The organism is uncultured Pontibacter sp., from assembly GCF_947499215.1.
Taxonomy (GTDB): domain Bacteria; phylum Bacteroidota; class Bacteroidia; order Cytophagales; family Hymenobacteraceae; genus Pontibacter.
In genome coordinates, this window is record NZ_CANMNI010000001.1 from 28605 (window position 1) to 50849 (window position 22245).

18 protein-coding genes are annotated in these 22245 nt (G+C 49.8%); 11 read left to right on the forward strand and 7 right to left on the reverse strand.

The features are described from left to right. Positions 1 to 30: 30 nt before the first annotated feature. Positions 31 to 345: a hypothetical protein gene (locus Q1A04_RS00120; protein WP_299699497.1), complete on the reverse strand. Its 315-nt coding sequence runs from the start codon at positions 343 to 345 to the stop codon at positions 31 to 33. A gap of 267 nt (positions 346 to 612) precedes the next feature. On the opposite strand from Q1A04_RS00120, the gene Q1A04_RS00125 reads away from it, so the two are divergent. The 3 genes from Q1A04_RS00125 to Q1A04_RS00135 are packed head-to-tail and all read left to right on the forward strand — an operon-like array spanning position 613 to position 3183. Continuing rightward, positions 613 to 1146: a sigma-70 family RNA polymerase sigma factor gene (locus tag Q1A04_RS00125; protein WP_299699499.1), complete on the forward strand. Its 534-nt coding sequence runs from the start codon at positions 613 to 615 to the stop codon at positions 1144 to 1146. A gap of 15 nt (positions 1147 to 1161) precedes the next feature. Then, on the forward strand, positions 1162 to 2043 hold the full coding sequence (locus tag Q1A04_RS00130) for a hypothetical protein (protein WP_299699501.1): 882 nt from the start codon (positions 1162 to 1164) through the stop codon (positions 2041 to 2043). Positions 2044 to 2055: 12 nt separating this feature from the next. After that, positions 2056 to 3183, forward strand: a complete 1128-nt coding sequence (locus Q1A04_RS00135; protein WP_299699502.1) for an outer membrane beta-barrel protein — start codon at positions 2056 to 2058, stop codon at positions 3181 to 3183. A 61-nt stretch (positions 3184 to 3244) separates the two neighbouring features. Here the strand turns inward: Q1A04_RS00135 and Q1A04_RS00140 are convergent, their stop codons facing one another. Further along, complete coding sequence (locus Q1A04_RS00140; RefSeq protein WP_299699504.1) at positions 3245 to 3997, reverse strand: RNA methyltransferase; 753 nt, start codon at positions 3995 to 3997, stop codon at positions 3245 to 3247. 15 nt (positions 3998 to 4012) lie between these two features. On the opposite strand from Q1A04_RS00140, the gene Q1A04_RS00145 reads away from it, so the two are divergent. Beyond that, on the forward strand, positions 4013 to 6466 hold the full coding sequence (locus Q1A04_RS00145; RefSeq protein WP_299699506.1) for a BamA/TamA family outer membrane protein: 2454 nt from the start codon (positions 4013 to 4015) through the stop codon (positions 6464 to 6466). Positions 6467 to 6574: 108 nt separating this feature from the next. On the opposite strand, the gene Q1A04_RS00150 is transcribed toward Q1A04_RS00145, so the two are convergent. Next, entirely contained in the window at positions 6575 to 8653 is a 2079-nt protein-coding gene (locus tag Q1A04_RS00150) for a thiamine pyrophosphate-dependent enzyme (RefSeq protein ID WP_299699508.1), read from the reverse strand. 194 nt (positions 8654 to 8847) lie between these two features. On the opposite strand from Q1A04_RS00150, the gene hemF reads away from it, so the two are divergent. The 4 genes from hemF to Q1A04_RS00170 are packed head-to-tail and all read left to right on the forward strand — an operon-like array spanning position 8848 to position 13690. After that, a complete protein-coding gene (gene hemF, locus Q1A04_RS00155; protein WP_299699509.1) occupies positions 8848 to 9747 on the forward strand; it encodes an oxygen-dependent coproporphyrinogen oxidase in 900 nt (299 codons plus the stop codon). Between the two features lie 2 nt (positions 9748 to 9749). Further along, a complete protein-coding gene (locus Q1A04_RS00160; RefSeq protein ID WP_299699511.1) occupies positions 9750 to 10337 on the forward strand; it encodes a phosphatase PAP2 family protein in 588 nt (195 codons plus the stop codon). Positions 10338 to 10380: 43 nt separating this feature from the next. Next, positions 10381 to 12753, forward strand: a complete 2373-nt coding sequence (locus Q1A04_RS00165) for a TonB-dependent receptor (protein WP_299699513.1) — start codon at positions 10381 to 10383, stop codon at positions 12751 to 12753. Positions 12754 to 12757: 4 nt separating this feature from the next. After that, entirely contained in the window at positions 12758 to 13690 is a 933-nt protein-coding gene (locus tag Q1A04_RS00170) for a DUF4249 family protein (RefSeq protein WP_299699515.1), read from the forward strand. A 4-nt stretch (positions 13691 to 13694) separates the two neighbouring features. Here Q1A04_RS00170 and Q1A04_RS00175 read toward each other — a convergent pair whose 3' ends face one another. Further along, positions 13695 to 14282, reverse strand: coding sequence for a riboflavin synthase (locus Q1A04_RS00175; protein ID WP_299699518.1), 588 nt, complete (start codon positions 14280 to 14282; stop codon positions 13695 to 13697). A 241-nt stretch (positions 14283 to 14523) separates the two neighbouring features. Here Q1A04_RS00175 and Q1A04_RS00180 point away from each other — a divergent pair, with 241 nt between their 5' ends. The 3 genes from Q1A04_RS00180 (at position 14524) to Q1A04_RS00190 (ending at position 16482) form a co-directional block, all read left to right on the forward strand. Then, positions 14524 to 15189 (forward strand): protein-L-isoaspartate(D-aspartate) O-methyltransferase, encoded by a 666-nt coding sequence (locus tag Q1A04_RS00180; RefSeq protein WP_299699520.1) that lies wholly within the window; start codon positions 14524 to 14526, stop codon positions 15187 to 15189. Positions 15190 to 15273: 84 nt separating this feature from the next. Next, positions 15274 to 15804 (forward strand): acyl-CoA thioesterase, encoded by a 531-nt coding sequence (locus tag Q1A04_RS00185; RefSeq protein ID WP_299699523.1) that lies wholly within the window; start codon positions 15274 to 15276, stop codon positions 15802 to 15804. A 15-nt stretch (positions 15805 to 15819) separates the two neighbouring features. Continuing rightward, entirely contained in the window at positions 15820 to 16482 is a 663-nt protein-coding gene (locus Q1A04_RS00190) for a hypothetical protein (RefSeq protein WP_299699526.1), read from the forward strand. A 189-nt stretch (positions 16483 to 16671) separates the two neighbouring features. On the opposite strand, the gene Q1A04_RS00195 is transcribed toward Q1A04_RS00190, so the two are convergent. The 3 genes from Q1A04_RS00195 to alaS all read right to left on the reverse strand — a co-directional run bounded on the left by Q1A04_RS00195 (position 16672) and on the right by alaS (position 22090). Continuing rightward, positions 16672 to 17784, reverse strand: coding sequence for a TlpA disulfide reductase family protein (locus Q1A04_RS00195; RefSeq protein ID WP_299699529.1), 1113 nt, complete (start codon positions 17782 to 17784; stop codon positions 16672 to 16674). Positions 17785 to 17916: 132 nt separating this feature from the next. Continuing rightward, a complete protein-coding gene (gatB, locus tag Q1A04_RS00200) occupies positions 17917 to 19371 on the reverse strand; it encodes an Asp-tRNA(Asn)/Glu-tRNA(Gln) amidotransferase subunit GatB (protein WP_299699532.1) in 1455 nt (484 codons plus the stop codon). Between the two features lie 82 nt (positions 19372 to 19453). After that, the gene (gene alaS / locus Q1A04_RS00205) at positions 19454 to 22090 is read right to left on the reverse strand and encodes an alanine--tRNA ligase (RefSeq protein WP_299699535.1); all 2637 of its coding nucleotides are present in this window, start codon (positions 22088 to 22090) and stop codon (positions 19454 to 19456) included. Between the last annotated feature and the right edge of the window lie 155 nt (positions 22091 to 22245).

Consider the following 22245-nt stretch of genomic DNA (forward strand, 5'->3'; position numbering starts at 1 on the left):
ACTTTGTGCTGTACTAATGAAATGATAGAATCAGGCTACCAGCCGAGGCGGGTGCCACCAAGTAGAGGCGATTTTGATTTCGCTCAGCTCAGGGTAAATAAGCGGTTTAGACTGCGGGATAACCGGTAGACGAAACACGATATGCTCGGGCTCGACAGTAATGGTAAACGTGGCACAACAGCCACAACTGCAGAATAATGGACAAGTGTCTTCGTGGAAAGGGGATTCGCCGGTTGTGTCGGCCACGTCAGCTAAGTTAGGCAAATGCTCGTGGCTTTCCATAATCTTGTCCGTGCACGGCAGGCAGGCCGTCCAGCACAGGAACAGGGAAAAGAAAATAGCCACAAGTTTCATCTCTACAAATATAAGCCATTCTGATAGAAACAGGTTCCTGCGCTTCTAATTCAGAATTATTCTTAAGAATATGAAATAAAATCTAGTTGAGGCTCAATAATATAGAGTGAACGATTCTATATACTCAAAAAAATATCAGAAATTTATTCCTGCTTAGGCAACCTCCGGGTGAGTATCTACATCTAAGAGGTAAAGAGCAACAAAACAGCTCAGAAAAAGGCCAGAAAAGCGACATTATTTGATAAAATTTTACCCAGCGTGACGGAACAAGAGTTAATAGCAGGTTGCCAGAAGGCCGAAAGTAAAGCGCAGAAATGCCTTTACGAGCGCTTCGCCTCACCGATGTACGGTGTGTGCCTGCGTTACCTCAAAAACCAGATGGACGCCGAAGAGGCTTTGCTGAACGGGTTTATGAAGGTATATCAGAACATAGACAAGTTCGAAGGCAAAGGCAGTTTCGAGGGTTGGGTAAGACGCATCATGGTAAACGAAGCGCTTGGTTTTTTGAGAAAAAAAGAGTCGCTCTACCTGTCCATTGAAGACGACCACGTACAAGTGGCCGGCAGCATGGGCGCCGACCACGAGTTGGCCGAGGGTGAGCTACTGGATTTGTTACGCACTTTACCTGCCGGCTACAGGGCAGTTTTTAACCTGTATGCAATTGAAGGATATTCACACAAAGAAATAGCCGATATGCTGAACATTACGGAAGGAACTTCGAAATCACAACTGAGCAAGGCCCGCGCCATGCTCCAGCGAAGACTAACCGGACTGGAAGCGATCGCCAGCTAATAAAAGGAGGTACATATGAGACCAGAAGACATAGACAAACTATTTAAGGAGCGATTGGGCCCATCGTCGCCAACGCCGCATGCCGACCTCTGGAACCGGCTGCAAGACAGAATAGAAGCTGAAATGCCATCCACCAACGAGCAGGAGCAAAAGCCTCGCGGCTTCATGTGGCTCTCCTACTCCATCGCTGCGGCTATTGTGCTATTGCTTTCAGTGGGAATCGTATTCTACAATGTGCAGCGAGGCGCCGTGCCGGTTGATGGTATGGCCCGCAACAATGACCAAGTCGCTGAACAGCCACTGATCATCACAGAGCCTTCCGTAACTGAGTTAGCATCTGAGCAAGGTATAGCGCAAGTGACAGAGCCAGCCGGTGAAGCCAACACTTCGGAAGAGATCGTATTTAGAGCAGCTGAGCCAACTTTAAAGGCTTCTGCAGGGGTTAATACAACACCTAAAGCGGCTATTGCCAAAGTTGCTACGAAACCTGCAGCAAAGCAGGCAAGCCAGAAATCAAGTGCAAATCCCATTGTTCCTGCCGCGCAGCTGGTAGCTCAGGTAGAGAAGCCCGCTATACCTGATGTTCATCAGAAGGGCGACTACTATAACACAGGAGAAACCATGCCTGCTACGTTTGCAGCTAATACAGTCGATATGAACGCGCAGCCGGTTGAAATTATAATAAAGCGGGCCGTGGCAGTGCAGCAAGCTGAAGATGAAATGGAAGAATCTGGCTTCCAGAAGAAGCAGAAACTGGCTAAAAACATCTTCAAGCAGGTACGCAACCTCTCTAACGGGGAGCGCGTGGAGCTTTCTGAACTCGGCATCAACGCGGACAGAATTGCACTCGAAACACAAATTGGAAAACAGAAAATATCAAAAGTCATTAATCTCTAACCTCTTAAAACCATGAAACGAATACTACTTCTCGTAACGGCCATCATCATGGCTGCAGCCACCGGTGTGTCTGCCAAAGGCGGCCTAACCATCGGCGAAAGACTCGGCGAACAGGATACCATAGTTGTAAAAATGGCCAACGGCGCTAAAATGGTGCTATACCTGCAGAACATAGAGCAGCTCAAAGCTTTCGAAAACTATAGCCTCGACTCTCTCATGCGGGTGCTCAACAAATATGTGGATCAAGTGGATACCATGGATGCTGTCAACAAAGACCTAAAGTCGCAGCAGACTACCGTAACCTTTGGTAAGGACGACAACAACCCGGAGACTGTGACGATCACGGTGCAGGAGACTGGTCAGGATGGCAAGGTGAGCAAAGAAAAGCATGAAATACGCATCAACAAGAATATTAAGATAGATGTGGAGATTGAGGAAAAAGACGGCAACACTCGGGTGGATGTGAACGTGCCTAGCAAAGCGGAGCGTGACAGCGTTCGCACGAAGGAAAAGAAAGATCGCTACAAGCCAACCAAGTTCAACTTTGACTTAGATCTGGGCCTGAACAACTTTGTGAATCAGGACAACCAGCAGGTGCCTGACCTGAAGCCGCTTGGCTCCCGCTATGTAAGTTTGAACTGGCACCTTAATTCTCAGATAGGTGGCCGCAAGAGTCCGTTCTATCTGGTGTCTGGCCTTGAGTTTGCCTTCAACAACTACATGTTCGACAGAAACTACATCATTGAGGAAGACATTAATGATGTGACATTCTTCCGTAGAGAAACGGAGATCAGCTACGACAAGGCCAAATTGACCCACTCTTCTGTGAATGTGCCACTCATGCCTATGCTGAAGTTTAAGCGTCAAAACGGCAAAGAAGGATTTAAGATTGGTGCCGGACCTTTTGCAGGCTACCGTTTGGGGGCGCACTCCAAGTTCAAGTTTGAAGATGCTGGCAGGACACAGAAAGAAAAAGTGCGTAGCAGCTACAATCTTTCTGACTTCCAGTATGGCTTGACAGGTGTGATCGGCTATGGAAACCTCGATCTGTTCGTGAAGTACAATATGAACGACCTGTTCAAAGAAAATCGCGGACCGGATGCCAACGTGATAAGCTTCGGACTCCGTTTATTTAACTAAACGTGCTGTTTTGGTGAGTATAATAGTAATAGCAAGAGCCCCAATCGGGGCTCTTGCTATTTTATAAGGTGGCGTTTCGCATAAAATTATCAATAATGATGGCGGTCGCGGTAGCCACGTTTAGTGATTCGGCTTTGCCAAAAGCAGGAATTTTGATCAGACGGTTGACTTCACTAGCCACTTCTGGTCGAATCCCGTTGGCCTCATTGCCCATGACCACTATACCTTGAGGGAGCAGCTGCATACGGTGAATGTTGTCACCATCTAGTGAGGCGCCGTATACTGGTGTACCTTGCGGTAAGTCGCGCAGCCAAATGGCAAGATCTAGATAGTGGGCCTTCACGCGGGTAAAGGAACCCATAGTAGCTGAAATGGTCTTCGGATTGTAAAAATCTGCGCAGGAATCAGAACAGACAATGGTACTGATGCCATACCAGTCTGCAATTCGGATGATGGTGCCGAGGTTGCCGGGGTCGCGGATGTCGTCGAGCGCGATAGCAAAATCAGTTGGCTGAAAACTTAAAGTGGGCAGCTGTCGCATGTGCGCTACGGCCAAAGCGGCATTATTACTCGAAAAAGTACCAGCTTTTACCAGATCCTGTTCTTTAACCAGTTCGTATCGTGTACCTTTGCTTAGCTTGTTGCCGTGCTCTTGTAAGAACTCCTCTGTGATGAACAAGTGCTGCATTTCAAAATCCGATTGCAGGAGTTCGAGCACGCTCTTGGCCCCCTCCACCACAAAAGCTTGGTGATGGTTGCGGTATTTTTTTACTTGCAGTGAGTTAACGTATTTTACAATTGCTTTCGACAACATAGAGCTGAGAATCGTTTGAGAACACGATATTATATATTCGGGCTGGTAATTACAATTATAAGTTTCACTGCCTGTGTTCCCACCAAGAACCTTGGTGAAAACGAACAGCTCTTGCTAGGTATAGAACCTAAGGGAATTGATCATGTTAGCCAAACGGATATCGAGGCGGTTTACCAACAGCAGCCTAACCGGACCTTTCTGGGCTCTACTCCTTATCTGGCCATCTACAACTTCGGTAAAAAATTTTACAGCCCCGCCCGTATCGATCAGCGCATCGCCAAACTGCGCACCAGAAGATCTGAGAAGATAAGTGAAGCCGCCGGCGACTCCGCCAAAGTGCGTCGCATACAGGATCGCTTTGACCGGCGCATCTCCCGCCAGCGTGACCGCAAAGAGGAAGGTAATTTCGTGATGCAGCTTGGTGAGCCACCCGCTATTTACGATTCTCTCTTAATGGAGCGCACCATGGATCAGGTGGACATCTACATGAACACCAAGGGTTATTTCAACCATGAGGCTAGCTACGAAAAACTAGAGAAAGGGAAGAAGGTATATATTACCATCAATGTGGTTGAAAATGAGCCCTACAGGTATAGCGTCCTCGATTATAATGTGCCAGACGATAGCTTGTTGGCTGTTGTAAAGCGCTACGAAGATAGGTCTTTACTCAAAGTAGGCGATGTCTTTGACGAGCAGATCATAAACGAAGAGCGTGACCGCCTGTATGATATGATACGCCACAACGGCTATTTCGACTTTGCACGAGCCTATATCATATTTGAGCCTGACACTAGTTATGGCGGTAATACCGTGCGTTTGCGCACGGTTATCCAGAATCCAGAGGATGATTCCCGTCATAAGTCATACTTGATTCGCAATGTATACTTTAAAACAGACGCTGATCGCTTTGGTATGACACGCGATACCTCTACTTTCAATGGGGTAAATTACTTGGCCTATGACCAGAATTACTCTACAAAGATTCTTGATAAGAAAGTAAGCGTATACCCGGGGCAGCGCTACAGCCAATTTCGCACGTCGCTCACCCAGCGTCGACTGGCCGAAATGGATGTCTTCCAGTTCAACAATGTTTCTTACAGCAAAGTGGTTGATCCCGCTGACACGCTGGCCGGTAACCGACTCGATGCTTTTATCAATGCCGTGCCTTCGAAAAAATTTCAAGAGACAACCGAATTGGGTATGAACTTCACGGAGCGGCGTCCGGGTCCGTTTTCAAGCATCAGGCTGAAAGTGCGCAATGTGTTTGGCGGTGCTGAGAATCTGGAGTTTGGTATTCGAGGTGGTCTGGAGGGGCAGATCAACATTTCGGATCAACAACAAACGGTTATGATCCGGGAGTTTGGTGGCGATGCTGCCCTTACTTTCCCGACTTTTGTACTGCCCTTTGGCGGGAAAAGCATTCTGCAGGAATATAACCCAAGAACGAGGATCTATACCGGATACACTAACGTCAGCCGCTCTGAGTTTTCGCGCTCCATCTACGAGGCTTCACTGGATTACATCTGGTTTAAATACCCTCGCCCTTTGCAAACGCCAACGGTACAGTATGTGTTTTCACCGATTAACGTGAACATCATTCAGGTGGACCGTGTTGACCCTGCTTTTCAGGATGTATTAGACAGCCTTAGCATCAGATCTTTTAATGAAAGCTTTAAAAGTGGCTTTATTTCCTTTATCGGTTTTAACCTGATTTACAATACAAACGATTTTATCCAGTCCCGCAATGCCCGCTATATTCGTGTACTAACCGAAGTAGGTGGGCTTTCCTCTAAACTTGGTATTATGCCTGATGTTGGCAATCTCCGCAAGTTCCAGTACGCCAAGATCAATCCGGATTACAGACGCTATATACCCTTGGGTGGCCAGCGCTATTTTGTCTATCGGGTGAATGCAGGTGTTGGTGGACCGCTGTTTGGTTCAGAAGTTATACCTTACGACAAATACTTTTTTGCAGGTGGTGCTTCGAGTGTACGGGCTTGGACGGCTCGACGTCTAGGCCCGGGCTCCCATTTGTCTATGCGCACTATCACAACACAAGGTGGAGAGAGCGAAGCGGTGCCTGACTATAGAATTGAACAACCGGGTGAGGTACTGTTGGAAGCCAGTGCTGAGTACCGCTTTAACATGGTGGGATTCCTTAACGGCGCTTTGTTTGTTGACGCCGGTAATGTGTGGATGCTGAAGCCCGATAACCGCCCCGGCTCTAATTTTGAATTCAATCGCTTTTACAAGGAACTGGCAGTAGGAACGGGTTTTGGCCTGCGTCTAAATTTCTCGGTTGTCATTCTTCGCTTCGACTTCGCGACACAGGTATACGACCCGGCGGGTGACGTATTCGGCAATAAGTTTGTGATCCGCGACTTCCGCTTCTCAGATTTCTTCCGACAGGGTGATCAGTTCAATGCCAGAAGGTCCAACTTAAATATCGGCATCGGTTATCCTTTCTAATCCTTAAAATCCTTGGGGTAAGGTCCCTATTTAAAGATTGACACAAATAAGAATGCCCCGCCTTTAATTGACGGGGCATTCTTATTATATTAAATAATAAACCTGAGTTTAATAGTTCAGCAACTCTTCTATCGTCGCAGCCACTTTCTCGGGGTTTGGCAGCATCATTTTTTCCAGCTCCACATTCAAAGGTATAGCCGGCAAATTGGCGGCACCTAAAGTATAGATCGGCGCGTCCAATTGCTGGAAACACTCCTTAGAAATACGGCCGGCCAAAGACTCGGCGAAAGAGTTCATCAGCGGTTCTTCGGTTAATACCAGCGCTTTACCGTGGCGGCGAACAGAAGCCACTACAGCCTCAAAATCGAGCGGGTTGAGTGTGCGGAGGTCGAGAATCTCAACGCTGCCTTTAAATTGCTTCGAAGCGGTCTTGGCCCAGTATACACCCATGCCGTAGGTTATCACAGTCACGGAGTTGCCCATGCGGATTTCTTCGTCGCTGGCGTATTGCACCACATTAGCTTTACCGAGTGGCAAGATGTAGTTCTCATCTGGCTCTACCGTCTTGGCGTCTTCCGTACCGGCTACTTTCGACCAATACAGGCCTTTGTGCTCCAGCATCACAACTGGGTTCGGATCGAGGAAAGCTGCTTTCATCAGGCCTTTCATATCCGCGGCATTACTTGGGTAAACTACCTTTATTCCGCGGATGGTCAGTAAGGTAGACTCAATGCTGCCCGAGTGATATGGTCCGCCACCGCCGTAAGCACCGATTGGTACACGGATGAGCGACTGCACCGGGAACTTGCCCATGGACAGGTAACAGCTCTTGGAAAGCTCTTCCACCAGTTGGTTCATACCCGGCCAGATATAGTCAGCAAACTGAATCTCGACTATGGCTTTGGCACCTACTGCGGACATACCTGCCGTTGAACCCACAATGTAGGCTTCCTGAATCGGTGTGTTGAACACGCGGCTGTCACCGTATTTCTTCGCCAGCAAGGCCGCTTCGCGGAATACACCACCGAGCTCCCCTCCTACGTCCTGACCGTAAAACAAGGCCTCTGGATAGGTGCGTAGAATATCGTCCACAGCGTGCAGGGCGGCATCCACCATAATGGTTTTTTCAGCACCAGCTGGGCGACGGTCGCCTTTTTCTTCTGTAACAGGTGTCGGAGCAAATTCATGCTGATCGAATGTGCTCGGGTCAGGAACCGGGGCGTCTAGTGCCCGATGGTAGTCCTCCAACACGATTTTCTGCGCCTCGTTCTCCAGCCACTGTATTTCTTCAGAAGTGACATCAGCCTCCAACAGGGCCTGACGCAGTTTCGGGATCGGATCGTTAACGCTGTGCTCCTGTAGGTTCTCACCACGGTACCACTCGCGGCGCACGCCGGAAGTATGGTGACCCAGCAAAGGCACCTTGGCGTGTACCAGTATTGGTTTGCGCACCTCGCGTACATATTCAAAGGCGATTCGCATGCCTTCGTACGACTCGGCAAAATCAGAACCATTCACACGCAGGCGCTCCATCCCTTTGAAGCCTGCCGCATACTCGTAGGCATCCATGGCCCGCATTTCCTTGCCTGTGGCCGAAATACCCCAGTCATTGTCCTGCACGAGGTATACGATCGGTAGGTTTTTCAGCACGGCCATCTGGAATGCTTCGGCTACTTCCCCTTCCGTCACAGATCCGTCGCCCAGTGAGCAAAGCACCACTGGCTTTTCATCACTGTTATTAAGTCCCTGCGACTCAAAATAGGAAATGGCATGCGCCATACCTGTGGCGGGTATCGCCTGCATACCGGTGGCAGAACTCTGGTGCGGAATGGTTGGGAAGCCCTCGCGACGCAATGAGGGGTGTCCGTAGTAGGTGCGGCCGCCCGAGAACGGATCGCCGGCTTTGGCCATGAGTTGCAGCATGAGCTCGTAGGGTTGCATGCCAATGCCCAAGAGCACGGAATCATCGCGGTAGTAAAGCGATGCGTAGTCGTAAGGCTTCAGCTGAAATGCGGTGGCCAATTGAATGGCTTCGTGGCCCCGCGAAGTGCTGTGCACATACTTGCTGCAAATGGTTTTATTTTCTTCGTAGGTGTCTGCCATGGTTTTGGCAGTTATCATCAGGCGGTAGGCCCTTTTAAGGATACTTGTATCTATCTTAAAGGCCTCCATCAATTCTTTTGACATAGGTTTAGTCTTGTGATTGGCCGAAGTTAAGAAAAAATGCCCTTTTTCTAAAATCTGAACGAAGGTTCGGTAGAGCGGCCTTAATTTGGTAATTTTGTGAGCTGATTTTTGGTCTACAGCGCTATGCGCTGGTTTTTAAGTAGATCTGTGGCCAAATATCAGTTGTCCGGAGTCTTACATCTTACGTCTATAAAATGTTCAGAGAAGAAGTTGAAGCTTTTATGCGCCAATTCCAGTTGGATCTGGTGCGCGACCTTGAAAACTGCGATGGCGGTGCCACATTCCAGAAAGACGAGTGGCAGCACGAGCAAGGCGGTGGCGGAATTTCCCGTATCATCGAAAACGGCAAGGTGCTCGAAAAAGGCGGCGTCAACTTCTCGGCGGTGCAGGGCGAGCTCTCTCCCCAGTTCCTCAAAATGCTGCAAATGCCCGATCCGAAGTTCTTTGCGACGGGTGTATCGGTAGTGATGCACCCGCACAGCCCCATGGTGCCCATCACGCACATGAATGTGCGTTACTTCGAGGCCGGCGACGGCACGGCATGGTTTGGCGGCGGCATCGACCTGACCCCGATCTATGTGGATGTAAAACAGGCCCGGGAGTTTCACGAAGCCATGAAAGCAGTGTGCGACAAGCACCATCCCTCCTATTATCCGGAGTTCAAGAAGTGGGCTGATGACTATTTCTACAACGAGCACAGACAGGAAACCCGTGGTGTGGGCGGTATTTTCTTCGACCGACTGATGGCTACCGACGAAATCAGCATGGAACAGCGTTTTGCCTTTGTGCGCGATGTGGCCTATGCTTTTGCGCCGTTCTATACCAAGATCATCAACGAAAACCGCAACTTGTCTTACGGGGAGAGCGAGAAACAGTGGCAACTGATCCGACGTGGCCGCTACGTGGAGTTTAACCTCGTGTACGACCGTGGCACCAAGTTCGGACTGGCTACCAACGGACGTATTGAATCCATCCTGATGAGTCTGCCGCTGCATGCCTCTTGGGTGTACAACCACAAGCCGGAGCCGGGCGGAGCGGAAGAGAAGACGCTGGGCTACCTCAAAAAGGATATCGACTGGATCAATAGTAAGTAAGCATGATCGACCAACTGGAGAAGCTGGATCAGGAACTGTTCCTTTTTCTGAATGAGCAACGGAGCCCGTTCTGGGACACGATCATGGTGACGGTTTCGGATAAATACTTCTGGATTCCTTTTTACCTTTTGCTGATCGGTTACATTGTCTGGCGATATAAACTGCAGAGCATCCCGATGTTACTAATGGCCGTGGCAGGTATTGGTTTGGCTGATTATGTGGCTTCAGGAATCTTCAAGCCGTATTTTGCTCGTCTGCGCCCCTGCCATGATCCTGAAATTTCGGCTATGGTGAATCTGGTGCGTGGCTGCGGCGGACAGTTCGGATTCCTCTCCTCACATGCCTCCACGGGTTTTGCGCTGGCAGTATTTTTCAACTTGATCCTCTCCGACCGCTACATGATCTTTAAGATATTTCTGGTGATGTGGGCTGTGGTGGTCTCTTACTCACGCATATACCTAGGTGTGCACTATCCGGGTGATACGCTGGGTGGCGCACTGGTGGGTATCGGAACGGCTATGCTGGCTGTGGTGGGCTACCGTTTCTGGCTGCGAAAATATACCCGCTTTCAGCACAAACCTTTGGCATGATCCGCTGTTTCTGACGTATTGTTAGAAGAGCTGATTTCCGGACTTGCAACTACGAAACTTTTTATACCTAGTACTACCGCTCTTGCTTCTGCCTGTGCTGCCCGCATGGGCACAGGACATCTTTGTGCTACGCGGCCGGGTACTGGACGCGACTACAGCCGAACCACTGGCTGGCGCTTCCATCAGTCTGGAAGAACGTCCTTCCATTGGCACTGTCTCGGAGCCTGATGGCAGGTATAGCCTGAGCGCTCCGCCGGGCACCTATACCTTAGTTATCCGTTACATCGGCTACGACAATCAGGAAACTCCGCTACAGCTCTTTCGCAATGAGACACTCGACCTGAGACTGGCGCCCGCTACCTACAGTACTCGTGAAGTCGAAGTAATCGGCACTCGTCTCAAGCCCATCACCCAAACCGCTATGATGGGCGAATTGGCTATCCCGATGGAATCGGTGAAGACACTGCCAGTACTTTTTGGCGAGACCGATATCATGAAAACGGTGCAGCTTATGCCGGGTGTGCAGTCAGGTGGGGAAGGCAACACGGGCTTTTATGTGCGGGGCGGCGGGGCTGACCAGAACTTAGTGCAGCTCGATCAGGCGGTGGTCTACAATCCGGGCCACTTGCTCAATTTCTTTTCGGTTTTCAACAGCAACGCCATCAGCAATGCCACGCTCATCAAAGGGAACATGCCGGCAATGTATGGCGGTCGCCTGTCTTCTGTGCTGGACGTGGAAATGCGTGAAGGCAGTACCGACAGCCTGCAGGCTGAGGGTGGAATCGGGCTGATTGCTTCCCGCCTGACGGTGCAGGGGCCGCTACAAAAAGACAAAGCCGCATTCATCTTCTCGGCACGCCGCACCTACGTGGATGCTTTGTTTGGACCTTTTTTAAGAAATACCGAGCAAGGTGGTGTGCCTTTTTATTTCTACGACTTTAACGGGAAAGTCTCCTATACCCTTTCGCCCAAGGACAAGCTATACCTGAGCGGATACTATGGAAAAGATGTGGGGTCGCTTACGCTTTCGTCTGGCCGCTTTGTGGCCGATTTCCAATGGGGCAATGCCGCTGCCACGGCACGCTGGAATCATCGGTTCTCAGACAAACACTTTGTGGATGTGACAGGTACGCTGAGCGATTATGCGTTTGACTTTACGTGGGACTTTGGGGACATCACCACATCCGTCGAAACGGGTGTACGGGACTATACTGCCAAAGCGGATTTTGTCTACACACCCACGGTTCAGCACCAGTTGGAGTACGGATTTCAATACACTCACCATACTTTGCGACCAAGAACGGGCAGCGCTGAAACAGCCGAGGGAGATGTGTTTTCGACAGATCGGATCCTGTCAAAAACAGCCCATGAGGCGGCGATCTACCTGTCCCACGACTGGAACGTGACGGATCGTCTTTTGCTGAGTCTGGGTATACGAGGCAGTTATTTTGCGCAAATGGGGCCATTTACCTTTTTTACTTTCGATCGAAATGAACGGGCTACTGATTCGGTGGAATATGCGGCTGGAGAGCGAGTGAAGACATTTCAGGCACTGGAGCCGCGGGTTTCGGCACGCTACTCCTTGCGTGCGAACTCGTCTGTCAAGGCTAGCTATACCCGATCGGCGCAGTATCTCCACTTGGTTTCAAATGCCTATACCACCTTGCCGCTGGATGTCTGGGTGCCGAGCTCAGCGATTGTGGAGCCTCAGCGGGCGACGCAATATGCCATCGGGTATTTCCAGAGTTTCAGCCAGAACATGTATGAAGGCTCTATCGAGCTCTATTACAAGACCATGGAAAACCAACTCGAGTATCGCGAGGGCTTTGTGGCGGGGCCAAGCAACCGCGATCTGGAGTACGAGTTTGTGCGCGGCAGCGGGAAGTCCTACGGTGCAGAGTTTTTCCTGCGCAAGAACTACGGTGATTTGCAGGGCTGGCTGGGCTATACCTTGTCACGCACCGACCGCACGTTCCCGGACATCAACCAAGGCCGCACCTTTCCCGCCCGCTTCGACCGCCGGCACGATATGTCTTTAGTAGCTACATACAGGTATAACCCACGCTGGACATTCGGCGGAAGCTTTGTGTATGGCACCGGACAAGCCACTACCATGCCGGAGCGGCGCTACCTGATTGAGGGCACAGTCAATTACCAATACGGCAACCGCAACAGTTTCCGGATGGAGCCGTTCCACCGACTCGACCTCTCGGCCACACTGGAGGGCAAGGCGCAGCGTAGACTGCAATCTAGCTGGACCTTTGCGATCTACAACGTGTATGGCCGCCGCAATCCGTTTCTGTACTACATTGACAGCGAGGGCGCACCTTACAGCACCGAAACAACCGTGCAGGCCAAAAAGGTATCGCTTATACCCTTCCCCTTGCCTTCTGTCACCTGGAATTTTAAATGGTAATCCTATGAAACTAAGACCTTGGCTGATATTATTAATAACCTTGTTCCTCTCCGCCTGCGAAGAGAACCTGACCATCGATATACCTGCCGGACAGGAGCAATTGGTGGTAGAGGGACACATAGAACAAGACGCTCCGCCGGTGGTGGTGCTTACACGCAGTATGCCTGTGTTTGCCGGCTTTTCACCTGCTGACATCGAAGCCAGTTTCGTACACGGGGCGCAAGTGGTGGTGTCGAGTGCAGGCAAGAGCTATACCTTAAAAGAAGTGCCCGCAGGCGCTTTCTGGCCTGAACTGCGGCGAGTAGTCTCGGAGCAATACGCCATACCTGAAGCCCAATTGACAAGTAGTAGCGATTTTATTTTTTATGTCTATACCTCCGAAGAGTTGTTGGGCGAAGTCGGCAAAAGCTATCAGTTACGAATTAGTCATGAGGGGCGGGTACTGACATCGTCTACCACCATCCCCCAACTAAATCCGCTGCAAGAGCTTTTCCTCCAGCCCCACCCCGACCCAAGTCAGGACAGTCTTTTCATACTCTTTTACCGCTACCAAGATCCCGACACACTGGGCAACAGTGTGCGTTATTTCACAAAACGCAACAGCGAGCCGTTCTACCCGGGATACTTTGCCTCCGTTTTCAATGATGAGTTGATCAATGGCGTGCAGAACCTCAGTTTCCCGCTGGACCGCGGCGAACCCCGTGGTCGGGATGTGGACTTGGATACTTACAGCTACTTTGGGAAAGGCGATACAATTGTGGTACGTTGGGCAGCTATAGATATTGAGCACTATCGTTTCTGGTTTACACTGGAAAACGAGCGCAACAACAACGGCAGCCCCATCGGGTCCCCTAATACAACCCGGTCAAATATTAACGGCGGACTTGGGGTTTGGGGTGGTTATGGGGTAACGTATCATCGAATTGTGGTGGAGTAAAGTTTTATGCTTTCCCTAGCAACCTGGCTACATACTTCCCGATAATATCAAACTCGAGATTAACTAAAGACCCCGGCTTCACTTGGTGAAGGTTGGTATGTTCGTAGGTATAAGGTATGATCGCCACAGAAAAGCGGTCATCCTGAGAGTTTACCACCGTCAGGCTAATCCCGTTAACAGTAACAGAACCCTTCTCCACTGTCACATTACCCAAGGTAGGATCATAACGGAAAGTAAAAACCCAGCTGCCGTTCTGGTCTTCCACTGACTCGCACACCGCTACTTGATCCACATGGCCTTGCACGATGTGCCCATCGAAGCGGCCGTTGGCGCTCATGCAGCGCTCCAGATTTACCTTGTCGCCCACTTTCAGGCTGTTCAGGTTGGTCTTTTGCAGCGTCTCGTCAATAGCAGTTACGGTATAATCTGTTTCGGTAATGTTCACCACCGTCAGGCAAATACCGTTGTGGGCCACACTCTGGTCTATCTGCAGTTCGTGCGTGAAAGGAGCTGACAACGTGAAGTGTTTGTTGGTGCCTTCTTCCTGAATGGCCTGCACTTGGCCCATGGCTTCTATTATACCTGTAAACATGGCTTTTCGGGTAAATGATCTGAATCCAAAATTAACCACGATTTAGCTGAAAAGCACGCTTGCCATACCTAAATCCGCGTATAGGTGAGATTAAATTGCAGAACGGTTAGGTAACTGTGGGTGGGTATGCTTATTTTCGCATGAACAGCATAGGTAGGAAGCGTCTTAGCTTGTCGCTTTGCTCCTATAACTCGGCTGTATCCGGGAAAGCTTCTATTTTTTTATACTGAAACAAAGGGAAATGCAGACAGACTTGTACAAGCACAAAGGCATGCGCCGCGCCTTGGTAAAGCAGTTGAGAGACAAAGGTATACGCGATGAACGGGTGTTGGCGGCAATCGAAACTGTTCCCCGGCATTTTTTCTTCGAAAAGGCCTTTCTGGAGCAAGCTTATCAGGACAAAGCCTTTCCTATCGGTGAAGGCCAGACCATTTCGCAGCCTTATACCGTGGCTTTCCAGACCGAATTGCTTAGACTTCAGCCTACCGATAAGGTACTTGAAATTGGTACAGGCTCTGGCTACCAGTGTTGTGTGCTTCTGCAGATTACCCCGAAGGTTTATACCATCGAATACAACAAACCGCTCTACGACAAAGCAGTGAAGTTTTTCAAGACCTACGGACTATTCCCCCATACCTTTCACGGTGATGGCTCACAGGGTTTGCCTGCCCATGCCCCTTACGACAAGATTATCGTAACGGCCGGTGCGCCGGGAGTGCCTAAAACATTGGTAAGCCAGTTGAACATCGGCGGCATACTAGTGATTCCTGTCGGTGGCGAGTCGAGCCAGAAGATGTTGCGGATTACACGAACAGGCGAGAATGAGTTCACGCAGGAGGAGTTCGCCGACTTTAAGTTTGTGCCTTTGCTGGGAAAATCCGGATGGGATTCATCGAGTCTTTCATAATAGTAACACTATCTTAATAGCCGGGTAGCTTTTTGTTTGGCTGCTTGTGCCCTATCTTTGCGGCAGAATTTATAGAGAACAGACATGCGTAAACAGAAAAAAGTAAGCGAATCATACGTGATCATGACCGAGCTGGTGTTGCCGAACGACACCAATACCCTTCACAATCTGATGGGTGGTAAAATGATGCACTGGATGGATATTGTATCGGCCATCGCCGCGCAAAAGCACTCCAACCGCATTGTGGTAACAGCTTCGGTGGACAACGTGTCTTTTGCTGAAAGTATAAAGCTGGGCAACGTGGTAACGCTCGAGGCCAAAGTGACACGCGCCTTCTCTTCTTCTATGGAGGTTCATATTGTGGTATATGCCGAAGATATCCCGTCAGGCAAGAAAGTAATGTCAAACCAAGCCTTCTTCACGTTCGTGGCGGTGGACCAGTCCGGCAAAGCGATTGATGTGCCCGAAGCTATACCTGAAACGGAAGAGGAGATTAGATTGTATGACGGTGCCCTTCGTCGTCGCCAGTTGCGTCTGGTATTGGCCGGCCGTATGAAGCCAAGCGAAGCCAATGAGTTGCGCTCCATCTTTGACCTGAAAGAAGAACAGGAATAATTACACCTATAACTCATGAACGCACTGACACCAGCGCAACTGAATGCGGAGTTTCTAAAGCATTTCATGCCCGAAACGTTATACCTGCTCGATGTGGATCAGCAACCTGTTGTTAGTGCGCCTGAGCCTGTAACCGAAGTACCGGTACTTGAAAAAGCTCAGCCTGTAGTTTCAGGAGTGCAGGCACCAAGCCCTGCTGATGAAGAGCTTACCGCCCCTACTCCAACAGCTACACCTGCAGCCGCTATACCTAAACTGCCGAAAATTGAGCCAACAACGCAGCCAAAGTCGTTTGACCTGATTGGAGAAAACCGCAAAGGTCTGATCGTGCTGGTTACGCTGCCGGACTCAGAATTTAGAGCTTTGCCGCAATCCCAGTTCCTGACTAAGATTCTGGCTGCCATTGGTTTCGGTCCGAGCGATGTTGCATTTGTAAACAATGTGTCAGGTGCCATCACCAAATTTGAAGCCCTGCGCGACACCACGAAGACCAACTACATCATCAGCTTCGCCAGTCGCCTTGACACGGATCTGCCGCATGAGAAGTTCACCCTTTATAATCCTGTGCCTGTAGATAGTGTGCCAGTAGTTTTCTCACAGTCTCTGGCGGTGCTGGACGGGGATCAGGAGCAGAAGAAAATGCTGTGGGGAGCCTTGCAGCGGGTATTTAAGAAATAGAGTAAACTAACTTTCATTATTGAAGAATCTTGTTTGCATAAAGCAAATGCTTATCCTCTAGGGGTAGAGCCCTCTTATTTAGCCAAGATCCGCGCGGGATAACAGATTTTTTTAAACTTCATGTAAAAAAGCGAAAGCCCTTCCAAACTGGAAGGGCTTTCGCTTTTTATTCATTACTCTAATAAAGGACTAATTTACAAGCGAAGCAATCTTCTCTTCCAACTCCTCTCCTCTTAGGCCTTTGGCGATAATCTTACCTTCTTTGTCTAACAAGATTGTTTGCGGGATGGCGTCTACTTGGTATAGTTGTGCGGCAGAGCTTTCCCAGCCTTTCAGGTCTGACACCTGCGGCCAAGTGAGCTTGTCATCGGCAATGGCTTTTAACCACTTCTCTCTTGACTGATCAAGTGATACACCAAAAATTTCGAAGCCTTTGTCTTTGTACTCATTGTACATACGCACCACATTCGGGTTTTCTTTGCGGCACGGAGCGCACCAACTTGCCCAGAAGTCGATAAGCACATACTTACCGCGAAGAGAGGACAGAGCGATACTTCCGCCTTCCGGCGTTGGCAGTGAAAAGTCAGGTGCAACCGAGCCAATAGCTGTACTGCGCATAGACTCCAGACGCTTGTTTAGCAAAGCCGTATACTTTGAATCCGGAATTTTCTCGGAGTAAAGTGTCGCCATGCTGTCAGCAAAAGAAAAATCAGTCTGAGGGTTGATCAGGTTAAGCGTACCAAAAGCTGACACGATTGAACCCGGATGCTGGGCGAGGAAGTTCTTCAACTCCTTCTGCATGGCTAGGTATTGCTGACGGTATCCTTCTGCTTCTTCGGTCTTGCCTTCTGCCATTGCTTGGTTGAACTTCTGGCTCAGTTCCGCTTCTTTCTGTCGCGAATCATTCACCATTTTGTTCAGCTGCTGGAACAATTCTGAATCCTCTGACCCTTCTATTTTAGCTGTACCATTTAGATCGCTGGCGTCGGCTTCTACTTTGATCTTTTTGTTCTCCAGCACTAGCATCATCCCATTCTGCTGATCAAGTCCTAGTCTGTAAAACGTTGGCTCTTTTACCGTACCCTCAAATAGAAAGCTACCGTCCTGACCGATATTTGCGGTGTCGCGGGCAATAAACTGCTGCTCACCCAGTTCGAACAGGTAAATTTGACCCGGAGTGGCATTCTGCAATTTGCCTTCTATGGTATAGGCACTGCCATTAGTAGCAGTTTTATTGCCTTGGCAACCAGCCATCAGCGCTGCCGCTGAAGCAAGTATTACATACTTTTTTAGCTTCATCATTTCTGTAGGTTGATTTATTAAATATAGCTAACCGTATTGCTGCTATCAATTTTATGCGATGAATGACTTTGAATACGCGACATAAGACATAGCTTTTGTTTAACTGAGAGTACTGTGACTCACGTCTTGTATCTATTTGAGTCCTTCCTGCAACAGCTGGTTGGCTACTTTCGGGTCGGCTTTGCCTTTGGTCTTTTTCATGATCTCACCCATGAACATACCTACCAGCGACTTCTTACCCGCTTTGTACTCCTCCACTTTCTGCGGATTGGCAGCCAGTACTTCAGCCACAATAACCTTGAGGGAATCCGAGTCAGATTCCTGCAGCAGGTTCTGCTCCTCGGCAACTTGGTGCGCAGGTATACCCGGATTCTCCAGCATGTAAGGGAAAATCTTTTTAGCGGCAACCGAGTGGCTTACCTTGTTCTCATCTACCAGTGCAATGATCTCGGCAATAGCGTGCGGCTGTAGCGGGAAATCTTTGATGTGCAGTTGCAGCTCATTCAAATAGGACTTCACCGGACCGGTTACCCAGTTAGCGGCACCTTTGTAGTTTTGGGTATACTTGCAAAGCTCGTCATAGTATAGCGCGATCTCTTTTGCATCGGTCAACACACCCGCGTCATACTCTGACAGGCCAAACTCCTCTGTGAAGCGCTTGTAAAGTTCCTGTGGCAGACTTGGCATTGTTTCCTTTATACGCTCCAGCCACTCCTGCTCGATCACCAAAGGTGGCAGATCCGGCTCTGGGAAGTAACGGTAGTCGTTTAGCGTTTCTTTTGAACGCATGGCCGTCGTCGTGCCTGTGTTCGCATCGAAGTTGCGGGTTTCCGAATCAATTTTGCCGCCGTTCTCGATCACCATGATCTGGCGCTCAATCTCGTGCTCAATGGCACGCTGCACGTTGCGGAACGAGTTCATGTTCTTCACCTCTACTTTGGTTCCCCAAAGCGGCGAGTCCTTCAGCATCACCGAAATGTTGGCATCGCAACGCAGCGAGCCTTCTTCCATGTTGCCGTCGCAGATCTCTAGGTAACGCACCAAACGACGGATTTCCGTCAGGTAGTTGTAAGCTTCCTCTGAATCACGGATGTCTGGCTCAGACACAATTTCAATCAGCGGTACCCCGGCACGGTTTAGGTCAATGAGTGTTTCTACTTCACCGGCCAAGTGCATGGATTTACCTGCGTCTTCCTCCATGTGAATGCGCGTAATGCCAATGCGCTTGTCATTGCCTTCAGCGTCTTTTACATCCAGATAACCAGCTGTACAAATTGGTGTCTTGTCTTGCGTGATCTGGTAGCCTTTCGGAAGGTCTGGGTAGAAGTAGTTTTTGCGGGCATAGATGTTGTAACGTCTGATTTCGCAGTTAGTGGCCAGTCCCATTTTCACGGCCATCTCCACCACGGTCTTGTTAATGCGTGGCAAAGTACCCGGGTGGCCCAATGTGATCACGCTCAGGTTGGTATTCGGCATCACGCCATACTCTGTAGAGTCAGAAGAATAGGCCTTACTCTCCGTCAACAGCTGGGCGTGTACCTCCAGACCGATAATCGCTTGGTATTTGTCTCTTATTGCTTTATCCATTGTCTAATTAAGAATGAATAGTGAGTAATGAATAATATCCGAAGAAATCATCCATTACTCACTATCGATTACTCATTAATCATTACCCATTAATAATTGATTTCACCAGTTCTTCGGCCTTGGCTGGCACAGCCTGCAAACCAGAAGCGTCTTTACCACCTGCCGTGGCATAGAACGGTTGTCCGCCGCCGCCGCCTTTGATCTCTTTGGCGAGTTCACGCACCATCTGGCTGGCGTTCAGTTTACGGTCCGAAACCAGATTGTCCGATAGCATGACCGCAATCTGTGGCTTACCGTCAATTTCAGCGGCCAGCACCAGTACTAGATTGTCCACGGCCTGACGCATATCGAAAGCCAGTTTCTTCAGGTAGTCGGCTGTGCTCACATCTACTTTTTCGGCCACAAAGTTCACACCGTCTATAGACTGAGCTTTCTGCACCAGACTTTCTTTCAGCGTAGTCAGTTGCTTCAGCTCGAATTGCTCGAGTTGCTTCTGGAGAGCCTTGTTGTCTTCCTGTAGCTTCTGCACGGCGCTTGAAATGTTGCTGTGTGTGCCGAGTACTTCGCGCACGGCGTTGAGCTCGTTTAGCTGTTGCTGCATGTATTCTTCCGCAGACGCAGCCGTAGTTGCTTCGATACGGCGAACGCCAGCGGCTACGGAGCTTTCAGAAAGTATTTTGAAATAGCCAATCTCGCCTGTGTTGTACACGTGCGTGCCGCCGCAAAGCTCTACCGAGTGGTCACGGTCAAAGGCAATCACGCGGACAAACTCGCCGTATTTCTCGCCGAAGAGTGCCATGGCACCCATTTCTTTGGCTTCGGCAATCGGAATATTACGTTGCTCCTCCAATGGTATAGCCTGACGCACACGCTCGTTCACGATGGTCTCTACCTCACGCAGTTGCTCGTCGGTTACTTTAGAGAAATGCGAGAAGTCGAAACGGAGCACTTTCTCATTTACCAGTGAGCCTTTTTGCTGTACGTGCTCGCCTAAAACTTTACGTAAAGCGGCATGTAGTAAATGTGTAGCGGAGTGGTTTTTACGAATCAGGTTGCGGCGCTCAAAGTCCACCTCACTTCTGAACGTAGCTTCTACGTGCTGCGGCAATTTCGCCACGATTTGCAGAATCAGGTCATTCTCTTTCTTCGTGTCCAGCACCTCGATTTGCTCGGTCGCTGAAATCAGGTAACCGGTATCGCCCACCTGTCCGCCGCTCTCGGCATAGAACGGGGTGCGGTCCAGCACGATGTGGTACTCGCTCTTAGTCTTGGTCTTTACCTGACGGTAGCGCACAATGTGTGAATCAGCTATGTCATGCTCATAACCCAAAAACTCCGTCTCCACGTCCGGCTGAATGATCACCCAGTCGCTTTGCTCCTGCGCCGAAGCGTTGCGGGAGCGGTTTTTCTGTTGCTCCATCTCCACAGCGAAACCAGCCTCGTCCACTTTCAGGCCTTTTTCACGGGCAATCAGGGCGGTAAGGTCCAGCGGGAAACCAAAAGTATCATACAGTTCGAAGGCTGTTTTGCCGTCGATGGTATGGTGGTTCTCTTTGAATTTGTGCTCCAATGCGTCCAGTCGCTTCAAGCCATTCTCCAAGGTACGCAGGAAGGCGTTCTCCTCTTCCTCTATCACGCGCTGCACAAAGCTTAGCTGGGCGTTGAGTTCAGGGAACACGTGCGCCATCTGGTCAGCCAGTACGGCCGCTAGTTTGTACAGGAAAGGCTTTTTAAAGTCAAGGAAAGTGAAGCTATACCTAACCGCACGGCGCAGGATACGACGGATCACATAACCGGCCTTGTTGTTAGACGGTAACTGTCCGTCCGAAATCGCAAAAGCGATGGCACGGATGTGATCGGCCATTACACGAATGGCAATGTCGGTCTTCTCATTCTCGCCGTAAGTCACGCCAGCTTCTTTAGCAATGAACTGAATCAGCGGCTGGAAAACGTCGGTGTCGTAGTTGGAACGCTTGCCCTGAATGGCCATGCATAAACGCTCGAAGCCCATACCTGTATCGACGTGCTGCGCAGGTAGTTTTACCAGCGAGCCGTCAGCCAGACGGTTGAACTCCATGAATACGTTGTTCCAGATTTCGACTACCTGAGGGTGGTCAGCATTCACAAGCGTCTTGCCGTCCACCTGCGCACGCTCTTCGTCGGTACGTAAGTCCACGTGTATCTCCGAGCAGGGACCGCAAGGACCTGTATCGCCCATCTCCCAGAAGTTATCCTTCTTGTTGCCCATCAAAATGCGGTCTTCTGCAATCATAGACTTCCAGATGTCAAAAGCTTCCTGATCCATCGGCAGGTTCTCGGAGTCATCGCCTTGGAACACCGACACGTACAGCCTGTCTTTCGGCAACTGGTATACCTCCGTCAACAGTTCCCATGACCACGCAAGCGCTTCTTTCTTAAAATAGTCGCCAAAAGACCAGTTGCCCAGCATCTCGAACATGGTGTGGTGGTAGGTGTCGTAGCCTACTTCCTCCAGGTCGTTGTGCTTGCCCGATACGCGCAGACATTTCTGGGTGTCGGCGATGCGCTTGGACGGCGCTGGTTTGTTGCCCAGAAAGTAATCCTTGAACGGCGCCATACCTGAGTTGATAAACATCAGGGTGGGGTCATCTTTTACCACAAGGGGTGCTGACGGCACAATCTGGTGCTGCCGTTGCGCGAAGAAGTCAAGAAACTTTTGTCTAATCTCAGCTGAGTTCATCTATGAGTATTAAGCCTTTAGATACAATCTGCTATACTTGTTGTTTAATAACAAAAAATATAGAATTTTTGCCTTACAGAAACAGCCCTTTCGGGCATTGCTTACGCGGGCCTGCATTAGGGCAAAAGTAGCAATTTTAGCCGTAATTGTGTGTG

Excerpts from the sequence above, each read along its gene's own strand:
- Q1A04_RS00130 (WP_299699501.1), top strand. The coding sequence starts at position 1,162 with ATGAGACCAGAAGACATAGACAAACTATTTAAGGAGCGATTGGGCCCA.
- Q1A04_RS00135 (WP_299699502.1), top strand. The coding sequence starts at position 2,056 with ATGAAACGAATACTACTTCTCGTAACGGCCATCATCATGGCTGCAGCC.
- Q1A04_RS00140 (WP_299699504.1), bottom strand. The coding sequence starts at position 3,997 with ATGTTGTCGAAAGCAATTGTAAAATACGTTAACTCACTGCAAGTAAAA.
- Q1A04_RS00150 (WP_299699508.1), bottom strand. The coding sequence starts at position 8,653 with ATGTCAAAAGAATTGATGGAGGCCTTTAAGATAGATACAAGTATCCTT.
- hemF (WP_299699509.1), top strand. The coding sequence starts at position 8,848 with ATGTTCAGAGAAGAAGTTGAAGCTTTTATGCGCCAATTCCAGTTGGAT.
- Q1A04_RS00160 (WP_299699511.1), top strand. The coding sequence starts at position 9,750 with ATGATCGACCAACTGGAGAAGCTGGATCAGGAACTGTTCCTTTTTCTG.
- Q1A04_RS00170 (WP_299699515.1), top strand. The coding sequence starts at position 12,758 with ATGAAACTAAGACCTTGGCTGATATTATTAATAACCTTGTTCCTCTCC.
- Q1A04_RS00175 (WP_299699518.1), bottom strand. The coding sequence starts at position 14,282 with ATGTTTACAGGTATAATAGAAGCCATGGGCCAAGTGCAGGCCATTCAG.
- Q1A04_RS00180 (WP_299699520.1), top strand. The coding sequence starts at position 14,524 with ATGCAGACAGACTTGTACAAGCACAAAGGCATGCGCCGCGCCTTGGTA.
- Q1A04_RS00185 (WP_299699523.1), top strand. The coding sequence starts at position 15,274 with ATGCGTAAACAGAAAAAAGTAAGCGAATCATACGTGATCATGACCGAG.
- Q1A04_RS00190 (WP_299699526.1), top strand. The coding sequence starts at position 15,820 with ATGAACGCACTGACACCAGCGCAACTGAATGCGGAGTTTCTAAAGCAT.
- Q1A04_RS00195 (WP_299699529.1), bottom strand. The coding sequence starts at position 17,784 with ATGATGAAGCTAAAAAAGTATGTAATACTTGCTTCAGCGGCAGCGCTG.
- gatB (WP_299699532.1), bottom strand. The coding sequence starts at position 19,371 with ATGGATAAAGCAATAAGAGACAAATACCAAGCGATTATCGGTCTGGAG.
- alaS (WP_299699535.1), bottom strand. The coding sequence starts at position 22,090 with ATGAACTCAGCTGAGATTAGACAAAAGTTTCTTGACTTCTTCGCGCAA.